The organism is Paenibacillus sp. NMA1017 (assembly GCF_058895805.1).
On the sequence record NZ_JBZXYR010000001.1, the window covers coordinates 550,956 to 563,197 of the forward strand.

Sequence of the window (12,242 nt, forward strand, 5' to 3'; positions counted from 1 at the left end):
CAACCGCAGCTCTCGAACAAACCATGACAAACCCATGACATTTGGATAAAGTTTCAATGAAGTGTGCTATACTAGAGAAATGGCTTTTTTAAAGCTCGGGAGAAGTTATGCTTGATAAGTAGGATTTATAACAGGATGAGAATGGGCAGAAAGGAAGTGAAAGCACATTGAAAACGTGGGAGACATGGAAAATCAATCTCATTGTGCTTTGGTTCGGTCAGTTTCTGGTCAATGCGGGTATTACGATGATTACTCCGTTCCTCGCCCTGTATCTGGCTCAGGACCTTCATGTGAAGGGCGAGCACGATATTGGTCTATGGGCCGGAGTTATTTTTGCCGCTAACTTTTTGACCTCATTTATGTTCCAGCCTTTGTGGGGTAAGCTGGCTGACCGATATGGACGTAAAGTCATGCTGCTTCGTTCAGGCTTTGGTATGGCTTTGGTCATCGGATGTATGGGTTTGGTTACCCACCCGTGGCAACTGCTGGCACTTCGCCTGCTGAACGGTACGATTTCGGGTTTCAATCCGGCATCGATTTCCCTAGTGTCGGGTACCACTCCCAAAGAGCGAACCGGATTCGCTATGGGGATTATGCAATCCGGTCAGATGGCTGGCACGATTCTCGGGCCTCTGCTAGGCGGATTTTTGGCTGACTGGGTCGGATTCAGACCGATCTTTTATATTACAGGAGCTCTAATTTTTATAGCATCGCTTATCGCAATGTTTCTGGTTAAAGAAAATTTCAGCAAAACGGAAGCTGCACGCATACCGCAAATTTCAGTTCTTGCCGGATTAAAGGAGCTAAGCCATACGCCCCAGCTTCCGGCTTTGTTCACTGTAACGTTTCTGCTCCAGTTTGCCATGATTAGTACGGTATCTCTGCTGCCGTTGTATGTGCAAAAGCTGTATGGATCGGCAGAAGGAATTGCGCTGATTGCCGGGTTCGTTACGGCTATTACAGGTGTATCCAATATGGTTGCTGCACCGCTCCTTGGAAGATTGAGTGACAAGATAGGAGCGCACAAGATCTTGACCATTGCACTGCTCGGAACGGCGGTTATGCTCATTCCGCAGGCTTTTGTCAATGAAGTATGGCAACTTGTCATTATCCGTTTTTTCATGGGTGTATTTATGGGCGGTCTGCTGCCAAGCGTAAATGCGCTGATTCGCACGTATACACCGGAAGGAATGGAAAGCCGTTCTTTCGGCTTCAATACCAGTTCGCTGGCGCTCGGGAATATGCTGGGTGCTGTCATTGGCGGGGTGCTATCCGGGTTTATCGGCATCGAGGGACTGTTTATCATGTCAGGTGTCCTGTTAATCGTCAACATATTCTGGGTACGCATGAAGCTCTTTGATCGTAAGGCTACGCCTGATTTCAGGTAAGATAACCTTCGGGTAAGACAAGCCTGCCTTAAAGACAAGAACCTCCTTGTCCACGCTACCGTGGACAAGGAGGTTCTTTCTTTATATGTGGCTATACATGGGGAATGAACGCTATTTAACTCTAGCTAGCGCCAATCCATCGTAAGCTGGCAATAGCGTGCTGACCAGCCGCGGATCTGTTGCTATCGTTTCGTTAAACCGTCTCACGGCCTGGACGGCAGGGCCGTTCTTATCCGTATTCAGCGTCCGTCCACGAAGGAAACAGTTGTCTCCCGCAATAATGGCACCCGGATTCGCCAGAGCAATCGCATATTCCAGATACACCGGGTAATTTTCCTTATCTGCATCTATGAAGAAAAAATCGAAAGTTCTTCCCTCTTCCTGAAGTTCCTTCAAGCTGTCCGCTGCGGGTCCGATACGATATTCGACACGGTCACCGTAGCCGTTGTTTTCCATATGTCGTTGTGCCAGCGCTGCGTACGCCTCTTTCAGCTCCAGTGACACAATGCGACCCTTTTCTCCCAGCCCACGGGCCAGACATAATCCGCTGTAGCCGCCTAATGCGCCAATTTCCAGTACATGCTGTGCGCCAGACACTTCAATTAGAAAGGTCAATAGTTTTCCGTAAGGATGAGCAACGGATACTTCCGGCATACCTTCTTTAACGATAGCCTCCCTGATACTGCGCAGTGCTTCATCCTCTTGTACCAGCTGGTCTACATATTGTTCAGGCGTCATATTGGGTGTAATTTCCACGGTTCATCTCTCCTTCTTGCTTAATCATAACGCAGGTTGGACGTGGTGTCCTTCGTAAACTTTTTACCTTAATGATTTGTCTCTTCGAGTACAATGACCTATACTATAGGGATTGAACCAAGCTTACATGAATATGGAGACGGAGTGAATACGTTTAATGACTCAACTGCAACTAATTGCAACTGCGCCAATGGGACTTGAAGCCGTTGTGGCCCGGGAACTCAGAGAACTCGGGTACGAGGATCTGACCGTTGAAAATGGCCGCGTCGTTTTTACCGGAGATTATATAGATATCTGCCGGTGTAACCTGTGGCTTCGCACATCAGACCGCGTGCTTATAAAAATGGGTGAATTTGCTGCAACTACCTTCGATGAGCTGTTCGAGGGTACCAAAGCATTGCCTTGGCAGGATTGGATTCCTGTAGATGGTGAATTTCCCGTAGAGGGACGTTCGCACAAATCACAGCTTAGTAGCGTACCAGCCAGTCAGGGAATCGTCAAGAAGGCGATTGTAGAGAAGCTCAAGGAAACCTACCACACAGATTGGTTTGCTGAAGATGGCCCTCGTTACGTCATTGAGGTCATTCTATTAAATGATCGTGCGTTGCTGACACTTGATACGACCGGTCCAGGACTGCACAAACGCGGCTACCGTAAGCTCGTTACAGAGGCGCCTCTCAAAGAAACGATGGCTTCTGCTCTTATTCAGCTTAGTCGCTGGAGCCCTGACCGGCCCTTCTATGACCCATGCTGCGGTTCCGGTACTTTATTAGTCGAAGCTGCCATGCAAGCCTGGAACATTGCGCCAGGCCTGAGACGTACCTTTAACTCGGAAGACTGGCCTGTCATTGGTAGAGAATTATGGGATCAGGCTCGCGACGAAGCGATGGATTTGACCCGCGATGACATTCCTTTTGAAATTGCAGGTAGCGATATCGATCCAAATGCCATACAAGTTGCTGAGGCAGCTGTAAAAGCAGCAGGCTTTGCTAAAGACATCCCTCTTAAGGTGATGCCTGTAACTAAAGTCAGACTCGAAGGACAATATGGTGTGATGATTACAAACCCACCTTATGGCGAGAGACTGAGCGAGCAATCCGAGGTGGAAAAGCTGATCCGTTCACTCGCACGCACGGCAGCCGAGATGAAGACTTGGTCCTTCTTTGCCATCAGCTCCACCAAGCAATTTGAGCATTATTGGGGCCGTAAAGCAGACAAGCGCCGGAAGTTGTTTAACGGCCGGATCGAATGCCAATACTATCAGTACTTAGGCCCTCTGCCTCCGCGCCGCAAAGACACTTCGCCGTTGCAGCCTTAAATATGATGAAGCTTAGGCCAGGAAACGAACCCTCTGTTCGTTCTTCTGGCCTGATTTGTGCTGTGTTTTCTTTACTTAATCATTGAAATGCGCGAGATGAGCGCTATAATAATTAAAGGCATTTCGGTTTTAACATTACGTTAATATGTAGTTTATACTAGCCGAACATTTCTGCCGGAGGGGGTAAAGTGTTGTTTATTCGCACGTCCAGTGCAAGTCGCACTGGTAACACGTTCAGCAGAATGCTGCTGTCTCGATATTTTGGACTAGGTCTGTTTTTTGTGCTTATGATCGGCAAGCTCGTACTGATTCACTATAACTTGCATGCCCAAAATATTGATATGAATCCGCTGGATTATGTCATCGCTATTGGTTCGCTTTTACTTGTGAGCTTCTGGACCTTATGGCTGCCACGTCGCGGACGTTTGATTGCTCTTGTGGTGCTCGATATTTTGCTCACCGCGCTCATTTATTCCGACATGGTTTATTATCGGTATTTCCAGGATTTCATTACGATTCCCGTCTTACTTCAAGCCGGACAAGTTGATTCTCTGGGCGGAAGTATCGCATCCCTTATGTACTGGTGGGACATTCTCTTTTTTGCAGACTGGATTCTATTCATTCCGTATGTCATATTTGTGGCTTCCTTACGACGTCGACTTACAACGAATGATACTTATTTAGAAGCATCCCGAAGCTCCTTCACAAAGAGGTTCCTGCTTCGCTTCTCCAAAGGAGCATTGGCCTTCCTGATTGGCTATGTACTAACATTTGGGCCGATCAAATATTATACCTCCACGTGGGCAACTGGCATATTTGTCGGCAACTGGTGGTCGATGGCCTTGTACAACGTAACCGGATTGATCGGATTTCATGGTTATGACATCTACCGCTATGGTCAGGATCACCTTGGTCCCCAGCCTACATTGGCTCAAGCGGAATCCGATAAGGATAAGGAATGGTTTAATCAGCACCAAAAGTTGCTTCAGGTAAAAAATGATCTATCTGGCAAGTATAAGGGCAAAAACGTGATGGTCATTCAAGCCGAAGCGTTCATGAACTTTTTTATCGGCAAACAGATCAACGGTCAAGCGATTACACCTAACTTTGACAAACTGACGAAGGAAAGCATGTATTTCAACAACTATTTTCACCAGACTGCGCAGGGCCGTACTTCGGACGCGGACTTCTCTACACATGCTTCGCTGCATCCGCTCCCTACAGGCTCCGTGTTTATCCGTTATGCGGACCATAAATTCGATACGTTACCTTCCATTTTGAAGGATACTGGATATAGTCCCAATGCGTTTCACGTGTATGACAGCAGCTTCTGGAACCGCTACACTATGTATAAGGCAATGAACTATGACAAGTTCTACAGTAAAAAAGATTTTAAAATTGATGAGCCATTGGGCTGGTCCCTGGGAGACAAATCCTTTTTCCGTCAAACGCTCAATGATCTCACTACCGAAGTTAAGCAGCCATTCTACGCTTATATGGTCGGTATCTCGAGCCATCATCCGTACAATCTGTCACCTGACGCGGTAGATTTAGACGTTGGCGAGTTTGAAGGTACCATGTTCGGAGACTATCTAAAATCTGTCCATTATGTAGACGAAGCACTGGGCGAATTGGTAGATCAGATGAAGAAAGACGGACTGTGGGATGATACGATCCTGATGTTTTATGGAGATCATGACAATTCTATTAAAGACAAAGCACTGTATGAGAAATTCTTAGGCAAGCCACTTACGGATCTGGACATGCAGAAAATCATGAATCAGGTGCCATTACTTGTGCATCTTCCTGATGGAAGTCAGGCGGGTACGTATACAGAACCAGCAGGTCAATTGGACTTGACACCTTCCGTAATGCACCTGCTTGGGATTTCTACAAAACCATATCATTTTATGGGGAACGACCTGTTTAGTGGAAAGCCTCGTATGGTTGTGCTACGTACTGGTGCTTTCACGGATGGACGAGTGTACTACATTCCATCTGAGGACGGTACATTCTCCAAAGGGACCTGCTACAACCTGAGTACAGGCCAGCCTACAGACGTAAACGCCTGCGGACCGGGATATACCGAAGCTCTCAATCGGTTGAACATATCCGATCAGGTTATCACATACGATCTTATTCGCGAATGGGAACCACAAACAAAGAAGTAACTCCTTCTGTATCTGTATCTAATAGACTTTCTGTGGGAGGTTGCTGACATAGCATTCTCCCCGGACTCCCTTAAGGATGTCGATCGCATAACTGCCTTGTATATAACAAAAAAGCACGATCCATCAGCTTGTAGGTGCTGAGGATCGTGCTTTTTTATATGGATTGTTAGTCGACTGCGCTCGTTACCATTCACAACTGCTTAGGAACGCAACGTTTTTTTAGCCTGTTCAAGCCGTTGTACCTCTTCACCAAGCATGTCCTCCGCAACTTCTACTGAGTCGTCACCAAGGCTATCCTTCGCCTGCTGTATGGCATGTTCAGCATGAGTGCGAGATTGCTCCGCCTGTTCAATCAGGTGCTCAGCCGGATGTGACAATGCCTGAGAGACGGCATTGTGGAGCCTGTCCACCGAGTTTTGTGTTTGAGCCTCAACACTGTGATTGTCGAGATTGGAATCATATTGGGCCATGAGTCACTCCTCCTTCTGGGCAGTGTTCTACATCCATTAGCATGGATCAGAAGAAGGGGAACTATTCAAAAATTGCAAATGCTGCGTACTGGAACTATTTGATAAAGCGCGCAGCCTTCTCCAATACTTCATCCTCTGTGGCCGCACTCACATAACGTCCGTTCACATACACAAACGCCCGTTTTCCACAAGGACCGCAATACGATTTGCAGCCGATTTTGATCTCGGCATCGGGTGCCATCTTTTGCAACTTGGGCAAGATCGTTTTCAAGCGGATATGATTGCATTCATCACATACGCGAATATCATTCGCCATCTGTCATCCCTCCGAGCTCCGGCTTAGTGGTCGCCGTGATTACCTTGGGAAGGGTTAGTAATGACAAATCCTTCTTCGGGGAAGTACAAGTAATCAATTTTTACACCATCCAGCAGCGGCTGGCCGTTTTCCAAAATGACGTCAATGCCTTTATCTGTAGATACGACAGTATCTGTTTCTTTAGGCGTGTCCAAATCCAGCCCGTAATGAGCATGATCTCCATGAGCATGAGTAATAACAACGCGTAGACTCTTCCCTTGGTTCTCTTCCTTATCCAGTTCAAGCTTCAATACTTTAGCTGCGTTACGAGTAATTTTGCAGTTCATCAAACTTCATCTCCTTCATATTCATTAAATGAAATGTGGTTCATTGGATACATATCCACACCACACAACCTAGCGGGTAAAATCAACAACTCAAATAATTAGCCTCTATCCCAGAGGGAAAGAGGTACTACGGCAGCACAGCTGCGTCTGAAACATCATCATGAGCCGATAGATCACAATTATGTTCAGCATAGCAAAAGGCAATATTCCTATTGTAAAGAAAATCGTGAAAAATCGCAATCACGAAATTCATAAGCTTATCTACCGAACACGTACATGCTGTTTTTCAAGCACATCTGGATATTTTCGTTCGGCACGGGTGACAAACCAATTCATAAGCAATAGCGTCACACCAATATCGTCGATGGGCATAAACGGCATGACATCAGGTAATACCCAATAGAGCAACACAGGCACCGCAAAGAGTAATTTTTCTCCCAGCGGAATCCTTGATGAAGTAATAAATCGGGGCATACGACGAAATACATGTGACCATTGACGGAGAGATAGTAGTCTTTTCCACTTCATAGGTTGTTCACTCCATTTCCAATGCTCCTAAGTATATATACCCCATTGAAGGGACATGTAAAGAGGAACACTTATAAAAAACGTGTTCCTCCTAATACGCGCAAATGATTCGATACGTTTCAGTAGGCCGAATTTTTTACCATGACAGCACTGTTGCCATTAACATGCCCACTTCTGCTGCAATATCATCGTAATCACGCATGGGCAGCGGATTTACACCTAGACCGACTTCAACGGTAAACCCTGGTTTACCAAACCGCTGTATAAACCAATCCTTGTACCCTGCATCGCTACCACCCAACTTTACTGCCCGGTACCCTGTTGCGGCAGCTAGCCGTAAAGCCCAATCTCGGCTCTCCTTAGGCTCTAGATCCCGATAATTCCAATAGATCTCCTGTCCCTGACTGTGTATGGATAACACCATGTCGAACTGTTCGCGCTCCGTCAGATCGGCAAGCGCCTTAGACTCCGGTTCAGACAAAGGTGCAGGCCCTGGATAGTCTCGTCGAGACGGACCTGTTTTACCGCGTCTGCGCACCTCTTCTTCCCAATATGCCGGAAATTGATCGTTGAGGTCGACACCACGAATATTGGCCTTCCAACCGCGATAATCAGCACGTCCTTCATTCCACTTTTTGAGGTCATGATACAACGGATGAGTTGGGAGTATACCTTGTTGCACCAGCTCTACCCCATCTGGGTTGACCATCGGAACCACCCATAGGGATGTATGCTCCAGCAAATCCCGCGGAGAACCTCCATACACCCATTGAGTGGCCCCTACATGTTCTTCAGTCTCATCGATCCCTTGTGCATATTGCTCTATAAAACGCAGCAAACAAGGCGTCGTCAGCCATTCATTAGCATGAACAGAAGCATTGGCATGAATTTTACGCGTTCCCTGCCCAATACGTACATAAGGAATATCCTTCCCCATGACACTGGTGCCAATGCTGCCAACTTCAATAAACGGATATCTGTGGGCCAAGGCCACTAGGTCTTCCTTTAAATCTTCATATCCATACTCTCCACGTAATCGTACAATCTGATCCTGATGGTCTTCAGGAATAACAATTGTTTTTCCTTCCGTAAAATCATGCTCCGCAAGTCCTGGATTGGCTAGCCGTAACTCATCAAGCTCCACACCAAACTGCTTGGCAATCTGTCTTGCATACTCACCAGGCTGAATAACGTATTTACGATCCGTAGACGGACGAATATATAACACTTGACCACTAATCAGATAGGGTTGCGTGGCGGCCCACGGATTATCTACGATCAAAGTATCCGCCGATAGTTTAAAAGCCGAGGCGACCCGGTACAATGTATCTCCTTTTTGAACGATATATTCCCTCATCTTACTACGCCCCTTCCATCTGCCTTACTGCATGTTATGCAGACGCGGCGTGTCTTGATGTAGCGAAAAGCAAAACAGCCGACTTCTTTTGTCCCATGACAAAAAAAGTCGGCTGTCTCGTTAATCCAAATTGGTGACTTGCCAGACGACAGGCGTTTGGCGAATTTGCTCCCCGAGCCACTGTGCGGCAATACGCTGGAACAATTCAGGATCGCCGGAACAAAAAAGCTGATGTACCGGCGTTTCATCCCCAGCTTCCAACTTGCCTTTATTATACAAAATGGTACTCGTCTCACGCGCCGTTTCATCTGCCGAGCTAATGAGCTTTACTGCAGGCCCCATGACTTCTTGAATCGTTTCCTTCAAAAAAGGATAATGCGTACAACCAAGAATCAGACAATCAATCGGATACGTTTGAATAGGTCTCAATGTCTCCTCCACAACCTGCGATGTCGTCTTCGAGCGGAACAACCCTTGTTCCACCAATGGAACAAGCGCAGGACAAGCATGGCTCACCACGTCTACATAAGGAGACAATTGCTTGAGCGCAGCTGTATACGCTCCGCTTCGAATCGTACCGACAGTCCCAATCACCCCGACATGCCCGGTAGCAGTTGCGCTGATTGCAGCACGAGCCCCGGGATGGATGACTCCGATCACCGGAATGGATACCTTTTGGCTTATATAGTCCAATGCCGCGGCAGTAGCCGTGTTACAAGCAATAATAATGACTTTCGGATCAAATTGAATCAGAAAATCAACCATTTGCTCTGTAAATTTTTTAACCTCTTCCGATGGTCGGGGGCCATACGGAGTGCGCGCAGTGTCTCCAAAATAAATGATTTTTTCCCGCGGAAGCTGACGCATAACTTCTTTTACAACCGTCAAACCTCCTACACCGGAATCCAATATTGCAATCGCTTGCTGCACGTACACACCGCTTCCTTTTTTGTTCAAATATGAGTTGTTTCATCTCGGAAAGCTATCCGTTGCTACATACTTATGTCGTATTCGTGTAAAAGGTACCCCAAAAGATTACCCTAAAACGAGGAAGTGATCAATAAAAAGGCTCCATCCCAACGGGAGAAGCCACGAATTCAAACTGTATTCAGTGTTTCACCTACGTTTTACAAACCGTTACAGAGCATCTTTTTCCGTATCTTCTTGAACAGTCGCTGATGAAATACTAACCTCAGGAATAATTTCACCTTTTTTACGCCATTGCCCGATTTCATGAATGACGGCTGAGGCTGTCTCCTTAATTTTGTCAGTATACTCAATTGAGGTGTCTGAAATTTTCACCGCTAGCTCCTGTCCCTTATCACTTACGTTGCGCGCCTGATCTGTAATATTCTGACGCAGCTCACGACCTGACTTAGGGGCAAATAATAAAGCAGCAACCGAACCAACAATGCTGCCTGCCAACGCGCCTCGGATAAAACTTTTGCAGTTCTCCTTCATCATCATCTCTCCCTTATGCCCGGGCGAATGCCCATCTGTTAGTGCATTATAAGCATGGAGAGCTTGTCATGATACAGAAAACAAGCCTGAAAAGTTTTACTTTTTTTTAGAGCGGATACGATACAGGCAACAACGACCCCCATCCGCCAAACAATCCTCACGAACAACCTCGGCATCAAGCAGCTCCTCAAACATTTGCTGCTCGCATTCACAAGCCTTGCGGTAACGGCCTGCAATTTGAGAGATAGGACAATTGTATTCCACAATAGAGTAGCTACCATCCTCTTCCTCGCGCCATTCTGCCATATATCCGGAAGCATTCTGGATGCCCGAAAGCTTTTCCACACGTGAAGCCAGTGTAGTCTCCCCCTCTATATGAGGGGCGTAGCGCTTCATCATTTTACGTTTTCTACCATCAAACAGCGAGTAAACAGCTTCCATTCCCTGCTCTTCATCCAGTTCCTCTAACAGTTCCAGTAACAGATGATCATAATTACGAGGAAACTGCTCGCTTCCCTGCTCGCTCAGACTGTATAAAAACGTCGGGCGTCCCATCGCCTGTCTCACGATCGTAGCCACGATCAGACCATCCTGCTCCATCAATTTGAGATGCCTGCGCACTCCCATTTCGGTAATGCCCAATTGAGCTGCCAAGCTTCCGACGCCCACAGGTCCCTGGGTTTTTAATAATGTCATGATCATGCGCCTAGTGGGCATTTCGGGTACGATATACTTATCCGTCACTTTTGCCTTTACACTCCCTCGGGCTGGGGACCCAATTCCTTATTTAAATAATCATGTACATTAGATGCAAAAAGCTCCAGCAAACCAGGCAGCTTAGTTGTAAGCGGGTGAAGGCTTGTCCGGTCCCAATGGAAATACTCCTGTACTAAGGGTTTACGTAAGCCTACCAGCTCTACTAGCGAATGAAATACGGTATCATCCAGTACACCTTCCTCATGAATGATACCGATAATATCCTCATAGCTACTGGCGTCACGCATAATAAATCCGTCGATGATATAGCTTCCTACGTCCGTTACCGTCTCAATTGCCAGATGAAGGCAGCGCTCCTGCACTAGCCCCTGCAACAGATCACCGTTCCAGGCAGCAGATGTCTGCCGAAGTCCGGCGACAATGTCAGGAACAGCCCCTAATCGAAGCTCAATTTGTTCCCGGTTGACATAATACAAGGTCCTTCACCTCCAGTACCGCTTTAGATTTCATAATCAACTGCGATAGATACATCCTTCACTTCATTCATGTGTACAATAATTTCCTGGTGCACAGGGTGTACCTGATACGTTTGCAAATCCTCCAGTGTTTCGACAACAGCGGTAAGGGAAATATCATAAGAACGTTCCGAACGAATCACATCCGTACCTACTTCGAGTGACAGCAGCTCTTTGATTTTGCCGTTCATGCTGCGCAAAATGGATGCTGTGTGCTCAATGCTTTCGGGGGAGCGGTCTTTCAATTTGAACAAAACAATATGTTTAATCATGCGTATAGGCTCCTTATCTTAAAATGTTCTCTTGAAAATTTTATCATAACGCCCCACATACGGAAAGAAACTTTGTAATTCTAGCGATCTTTTCCACCATTTTTACCATCAGACTCCTTGTCCTTTAATAGGGCAAAAAAATTCTTGAGCTTCGGTGGGAGCGGCAGACCCATTCGTGAACAGTTTTCCGTAATAGAGATTAATTCATTGGATAAATAAAAATACGTCGCCGCCCCTTTCATGATTTCGGTACCCATCAGGAGGTCCACATGATGCGCCAAAGAAATCACCATTAGCATTAAAGCCTTTCTCGCCAGCCCCCAAAAGCCGGCTTTACTGCTTAAACCTTGCCCAGTCTTAATTGCTGCGGCGACTCCAGTCACATAATCAACAGCCATTGCAACCGTGAATAGCACCATTAGCTGATTCCAGCCGCCAAAGGCAAACGTAATAAGGGCTCCTGCGGTAGCACAAATCATACTAAACATACTCGGATTAATATTCATACCTCTCCTCCTCTCGGGGCGGTTACTGTAATATATGCAGCGACGTGGAAACCCGTAAAGTCATATGACCTGTGCATAGACATGAATTCATAGATTCATATAAAGCATGCTGCAAACTTCACATTTTCGAGCAAATACAAC

Annotated in this window: 15 protein-coding genes; 3 read left to right on the plus strand and 12 right to left on the minus strand. The window is 46.5% G+C overall.

Annotated features, from left to right (window positions below; genetic code table 11):
- Positions 1–167: 167 nt before the first annotated feature.
- Positions 168–1,388: an MFS transporter gene (locus tag AC5ELV_RS02600; protein ID WP_013309691.1), complete on the plus strand. Its 1,221-nt coding sequence runs from the start codon at positions 168–170 to the stop codon at positions 1,386–1,388.
- Positions 1,389–1,499: 111 nt separating this feature from the next.
- On the opposite strand, the gene AC5ELV_RS02605 is transcribed toward AC5ELV_RS02600, so the two are convergent.
- The gene (locus AC5ELV_RS02605) at positions 1,500–2,144 is read right to left on the minus strand and encodes an O-methyltransferase (protein ID WP_493429014.1); all 645 of its coding nucleotides are present in this window, start codon (positions 2,142–2,144) and stop codon (positions 1,500–1,502) included.
- A gap of 157 nt (positions 2,145–2,301) precedes the next feature.
- Here AC5ELV_RS02605 and AC5ELV_RS02610 point away from each other — a divergent pair, with 157 nt between their 5' ends.
- Together AC5ELV_RS02610 and AC5ELV_RS02615 are read left to right on the plus strand one after the other, a co-directional pair.
- On the plus strand, positions 2,302–3,462 hold the full coding sequence (locus tag AC5ELV_RS02610; protein WP_493429015.1) for a THUMP domain-containing class I SAM-dependent RNA methyltransferase: 1,161 nt from the start codon (positions 2,302–2,304) through the stop codon (positions 3,460–3,462).
- A 188-nt stretch (positions 3,463–3,650) separates the two neighbouring features.
- A complete protein-coding gene (locus tag AC5ELV_RS02615) occupies positions 3,651–5,633 on the plus strand; it encodes an LTA synthase family protein (RefSeq protein WP_493429016.1) in 1,983 nt (660 codons plus the stop codon).
- 200 nt (positions 5,634–5,833) lie between these two features.
- Here the strand turns inward: AC5ELV_RS02615 and AC5ELV_RS02620 are convergent, their stop codons facing one another.
- The 11 genes from AC5ELV_RS02620 to AC5ELV_RS02670 all read right to left on the minus strand — a co-directional run bounded on the left by AC5ELV_RS02620 (position 5,834) and on the right by AC5ELV_RS02670 (position 12,101).
- Positions 5,834–6,103, minus strand: a complete 270-nt coding sequence (locus AC5ELV_RS02620) for a hypothetical protein (RefSeq protein ID WP_493429017.1) — start codon at positions 6,101–6,103, stop codon at positions 5,834–5,836.
- 94 nt (positions 6,104–6,197) lie between these two features.
- Entirely contained in the window at positions 6,198–6,419 is a 222-nt protein-coding gene (locus AC5ELV_RS02625) for a YuzB family protein (RefSeq protein ID WP_007429791.1), read from the minus strand.
- 23 nt (positions 6,420–6,442) lie between these two features.
- A complete protein-coding gene (locus AC5ELV_RS02630; RefSeq protein WP_013309686.1) occupies positions 6,443–6,745 on the minus strand; it encodes an iron-sulfur cluster assembly accessory protein in 303 nt (100 codons plus the stop codon).
- Between the two features lie 261 nt (positions 6,746–7,006).
- Entirely contained in the window at positions 7,007–7,273 is a 267-nt protein-coding gene (locus AC5ELV_RS02635) for a hypothetical protein (RefSeq protein ID WP_023987991.1), read from the minus strand.
- 136 nt (positions 7,274–7,409) lie between these two features.
- On the minus strand, positions 7,410–8,630 hold the full coding sequence (locus tag AC5ELV_RS02640; protein ID WP_493429018.1) for a M14 family zinc carboxypeptidase: 1,221 nt from the start codon (positions 8,628–8,630) through the stop codon (positions 7,410–7,412).
- 120 nt (positions 8,631–8,750) lie between these two features.
- Positions 8,751–9,560, minus strand: coding sequence for a glutamate racemase (gene racE / locus AC5ELV_RS02645; protein WP_023987989.1), 810 nt, complete (start codon positions 9,558–9,560; stop codon positions 8,751–8,753).
- A gap of 207 nt (positions 9,561–9,767) precedes the next feature.
- Positions 9,768–10,091 (minus strand): YtxH domain-containing protein, encoded by a 324-nt coding sequence (locus AC5ELV_RS02650; RefSeq protein ID WP_493429019.1) that lies wholly within the window; start codon positions 10,089–10,091, stop codon positions 9,768–9,770.
- 96 nt (positions 10,092–10,187) lie between these two features.
- Complete coding sequence (locus AC5ELV_RS02655; RefSeq protein WP_029516682.1) at positions 10,188–10,835, minus strand: helix-turn-helix transcriptional regulator; 648 nt, start codon at positions 10,833–10,835, stop codon at positions 10,188–10,190.
- A gap of 8 nt (positions 10,836–10,843) precedes the next feature.
- Positions 10,844–11,284, minus strand: coding sequence for a DUF86 domain-containing protein (locus AC5ELV_RS02660; RefSeq protein ID WP_493429020.1), 441 nt, complete (start codon positions 11,282–11,284; stop codon positions 10,844–10,846).
- A gap of 23 nt (positions 11,285–11,307) precedes the next feature.
- The gene (locus AC5ELV_RS02665) at positions 11,308–11,595 is read right to left on the minus strand and encodes a Dabb family protein (protein ID WP_013309679.1); all 288 of its coding nucleotides are present in this window, start codon (positions 11,593–11,595) and stop codon (positions 11,308–11,310) included.
- Positions 11,596–11,675: 80 nt separating this feature from the next.
- On the minus strand, positions 11,676–12,101 hold the full coding sequence (locus AC5ELV_RS02670; RefSeq protein ID WP_013309678.1) for a phage holin family protein: 426 nt from the start codon (positions 12,099–12,101) through the stop codon (positions 11,676–11,678).
- Positions 12,102–12,242 lie beyond the last annotated feature (141 nt).

Coding starts and splice junctions, on each gene's coding strand:
- AC5ELV_RS02630 (WP_013309686.1), bottom strand. CDS start 6,745: ATGAACTGCAAAATTACTCGTAACGCAGCTAAAGTATTGAAGCTTGAA.
- AC5ELV_RS02650 (WP_493429019.1), bottom strand. CDS start 10,091: ATGAAGGAGAACTGCAAAAGTTTTATCCGAGGCGCGTTGGCAGGCAGC.
- AC5ELV_RS02625 (WP_007429791.1), bottom strand. CDS start 6,419: ATGGCGAATGATATTCGCGTATGTGATGAATGCAATCATATCCGCTTG.
- AC5ELV_RS02635 (WP_023987991.1), bottom strand. CDS start 7,273: ATGAAGTGGAAAAGACTACTATCTCTCCGTCAATGGTCACATGTATTT.
- AC5ELV_RS02640 (WP_493429018.1), bottom strand. CDS start 8,630: ATGAGGGAATATATCGTTCAAAAAGGAGATACATTGTACCGGGTCGCC.
- AC5ELV_RS02620 (WP_493429017.1), bottom strand. CDS start 6,103: ATGGCCCAATATGATTCCAATCTCGACAATCACAGTGTTGAGGCTCAA.
- AC5ELV_RS02610 (WP_493429015.1), top strand. CDS start 2,302: ATGACTCAACTGCAACTAATTGCAACTGCGCCAATGGGACTTGAAGCC.
- AC5ELV_RS02670 (WP_013309678.1), bottom strand. CDS start 12,101: ATGAATATTAATCCGAGTATGTTTAGTATGATTTGTGCTACCGCAGGA.
- AC5ELV_RS02665 (WP_013309679.1), bottom strand. CDS start 11,595: ATGATTAAACATATTGTTTTGTTCAAATTGAAAGACCGCTCCCCCGAA.